Source organism: Lamprobacter sp. (assembly GCF_034860625.1).
In the GTDB taxonomy this organism is placed as follows: Bacteria; Pseudomonadota; Gammaproteobacteria; order Chromatiales; family Chromatiaceae; genus Lamprobacter.
In genome coordinates, this window is sequence record NZ_JAYESN010000315.1 from 1 (window position 1) to 2,955 (window position 2,955).

The 2,955-nt window shown below is 68.6% G+C and carries 3 protein-coding genes and 1 pseudogene; all 4 read right to left on the reverse strand.

The annotated features are described in order from the left end of the window. Window positions 1-186, reverse strand: a 186-nt coding sequence (locus tag VBE63_RS26770; RefSeq protein ID WP_323686047.1) for a hypothetical protein, incomplete at its 3' end; no start/stop codon positions are given. After that, window positions 183-1,268 carry a TraI domain-containing protein gene (locus VBE63_RS26775; RefSeq protein ID WP_323686048.1) on the reverse strand — a complete coding sequence of 362 codons (1,086 nt, stop codon included), beginning with the start codon at window positions 1,266-1,268 and terminating at the stop codon, window positions 183-185. The genes VBE63_RS26775 and VBE63_RS26770, both read right to left, overlap by 4 nt. Window positions 1,269-1,383: 115 nt before the next feature. Next, a pseudogene (locus VBE63_RS26780) lies at window positions 1,384-1,848 on the reverse strand (TraI domain-containing protein); the annotation flags it as partial. Then, the gene (gene mobI / locus VBE63_RS26785; RefSeq protein ID WP_323686049.1) at window positions 1,841-2,374 is read right to left on the reverse strand and encodes a conjugative transfer protein MobI(A/C); all 534 of its coding nucleotides are present in this window, start codon (window positions 2,372-2,374) and stop codon (window positions 1,841-1,843) included. The gene mobI and the pseudogene VBE63_RS26780, both read right to left, overlap by 8 nt. Window positions 2,375-2,955 lie beyond the last annotated feature (581 nt).

Below are 2,955 nucleotides of genomic sequence, written 5' to 3' on the forward strand. Positions count from 1 at the left end.
ACGCAGTGCCCCCGGCAACCAGGTCAAGGCCATGAACAGGGCCAGCAGGGCGAAGGCATGAAAGGCACCGCGATGCAGTTGCCAATGATCGGCACTGGCAAAAGCAAAGGCCCCGAGCAGCAGCCAGAGGCCAACGGCCTGCGCCTCATAGTTCGCACGCCAGGGATTGGTGTAGCGCAGACTCATAGCTGCACCTCCAGGCGCTTGTCGTCGAGTAGGCGCACGCGTGGATCACTGCAGAGCCGGTCCCGCAGACGGTAGACCCCAAGCCCCTGCGCTCGGGCCAGGCGTTTGAGCTCGACCTGACCAAGCTGGACACAGGTGGATTGCGCTTCAGCGCCCTGCTCGACCCGGAGCTGCGCGATCAGGGCCTCGACCAGATCCGGCTGGGGGTCGTCATGCGCATTGGGGTCGTCCAGCAGCTGAGACAGCAGCGTCGAGACCTCTGCGCTCAGGACCAGCCAGCGGCGACCGGCATGGTCGCGCACCCGGCGCATCGGGGTACTCGGGTCCGGCTCGAGCAGTCCCTCGGCACTGAGGGCTTCCGCGGCCTGCGTCGATGGCCAGCCGACCCGGTCAAACCAGTCCGGGAAGCACAGCCAGACCAGGCCCTGCTGCCAACGCACATCCTCCGCCGTGAAACCGTCGCGTAGCGCCAGTGGCTGCAGGAGCCGTTGGCCGAGGTCACCGCGGGCGGCTAACCAGGAACGCGCCTCACGCGCGGCCGCGGGCGCCGCTCGGGTGGTTGACTGAGGATCAGCGACGCCAACGTCGTCGTCTGGTTCAACCGTGACAGAATGAGCGGGGGCTGGCGACGCTGCGGCTAATGAGGGTGCCACCGGTTCTGAGACCACCGGGGGCGCGGCGGGCCGAGCGCTCGCGTCAGTCGAGGGAGCCACCAGGACCGCCACTGGCTCGGGTTCCTGATCAGGGAAGAGCAGTGCCGGCTCGCGCAGACGCAGGAAGTACAGCGACACAGGCTGACCCCCATCGCGCGCCAAGGGCGCCGGCGCCAGACGCCAGGTCCGATGACGACCAGCCTCTTCAACGGTGTCCGGCGCTGCGACCGCCAGCCCACGCTCGATCAACACCTCGGCGAGACTGTCGGGGTCACGCGGCATGCCGCTCACGCCTTCCTGGGCGATCAGCGCAGCCAGATCCTTGGCCGCCGCCGGCCAGACCAGGTGCAGACCGTGATCCCGCAGCAGCCAGACGCGCGCGCCGGGCACATTGACCTGCCAACGTCCCTCCTGCAGCAGTCGGCGCATGGCATCGAGCAGGTACCCATCGATCGAGACCCGCGCCGTCGTGGGCAGGGGGGCCGGAGTGCAGCAGCCCGGCCAGCGTGGCTGCCACCCAGAAGCGCGGCTCAAGCTGCAATTGCTCGGCGCGCGGGCGCTCGCGGCCGATCAACAGGCCGTGGCTCAGGCGCATGGCCTGAAACGCCACCTCGAGTCCATGGCGGAACAGGCCACCGGGGCCGCGGTGATGATGGGTCTCACTGGCCGGGATCAGGTGCACGAAGGCGGCATAGTGCTGAATGACCGGCTCGACATAGGTCGACCAGCGCGGCGTGCCATCATCATCCTCCCCCAAACCGATCTCATGGTGCAGGGCGTCGATGAGTTCGCGCTGGCTCTCGAGCAGCTGTGCGAGCGTGACCACGGGCAGGCCCTCGGGCAGCGGTGGGTAGCGTGGCACCGCCATGGGGATGGCCGCTGCGGCGCTGGGTGTCGACACCGGTGTCGCCGGGGTTGCTGATGGTGGCGCAGGCGTCGGGCGTTTCAGCCAGTCGCGCCAGTGCCGCGCTGGCATTGAGGCCCTGGGGTGTGGGGTCGGATCAGTCATCGTCCATCGTCTCCTCGTGCAAGGGTTGGGCACAGTGGGTCAGGGCAAGGCCAAGGCGCAGCTCGGCCTCCTTGAGCAGCCTGAGCCGCTGGCGGATACGGCCCAGGCGGCGCTCGGCGTTCAGCGCGATCTCGCGCTCCCAGGGCAAGGCGCGGGCGAAGGCACTGCGCGGATAGTTCAGGTGCTTGCCGCGGCGGATGTAGTCCGTGCGCCCCGGACCGCGGACCAGGACCCACTCCAGGGTGAAGCTGCCGCCGGCGCGGCGGGGCTCGCGCAGGCGCAGTGCCAGGCGGGCGCGGCGCCCAGCCGCTTCGAGCCAGCGTCGCTCGCGCAGCTGTTCCATGGTCTCGACCTCGAGCACCTCGGCTTGCTCACGCAGCGCGGCGCGCTCCTGTTCGGCCCAGGCGCTCAGTGCAGCCTGTGCCTGCAGGGCAAGCAGCGATGGTACAGCACACCCCTTTTCTGGGTGAGCAGCCCCGGTCGTGCTCACCTCTGCGTGGTCGGTCTTGGTGGAGGCCTGATTCATCGTGGTTTCCCCGCGCCAGTGCATGGGAGTTGTCCGAGCGTCCATCGGCCATGGCGCCGGCTCGGATGGCTTTCTTGTTGTTTCATCAGTGACTTGGTTCTCCGCGCATGCAGTGATGCGCACCTGCGGATGGGCGCGCAGCGACCACCTGGGCTGCGCACGGGTGAACAGGCGCAGCCTGATGAGCTCACGCCCGTCACCGCGCTGGTCACCCCAATAAACACGGCGTTGAACAGGCCTTTACGCGCTTGTTCAGAAGCAGGCTGCGCACCTTGGTGGCTGCAGCGCGGCGCACGAGGCACCGGGCCACAACGCAGGACTCAGGCTAGAGCGGTTCTGCGTGATGCGCAGTAGCGAAAGAGACGCCAAACAGGCGTCTTTCGCCGTGTCGGCAGCCCTGGAGAGGCCGGCATGCTGTGTCTCCGCTCAGCGTCGCTCGCCAGTCGTTCTCGCGGACAGCGGGCCGCCTTCACAGGGGCCACCAACGTCCTCAGCGCGCGTCGCAGCGGGCATCCCCGGTGCCGGAGGACGGTCAGGGCCCTGTCGCCAGGGCGCTCTGTCGTTCGTCAGTCGTTCGGCCC

Coding starts and splice junctions, on each gene's coding strand:
- VBE63_RS26775 (WP_323686048.1), bottom strand. CDS start 1,268: ATGCGCCGACTGCTGCAGGAGGGACGTTGGCAGGTCAATGTGCCCGGC.
- mobI (WP_323686049.1), bottom strand. CDS start 2,374: ATGAATCAGGCCTCCACCAAGACCGACCACGCAGAGGTGAGCACGACC.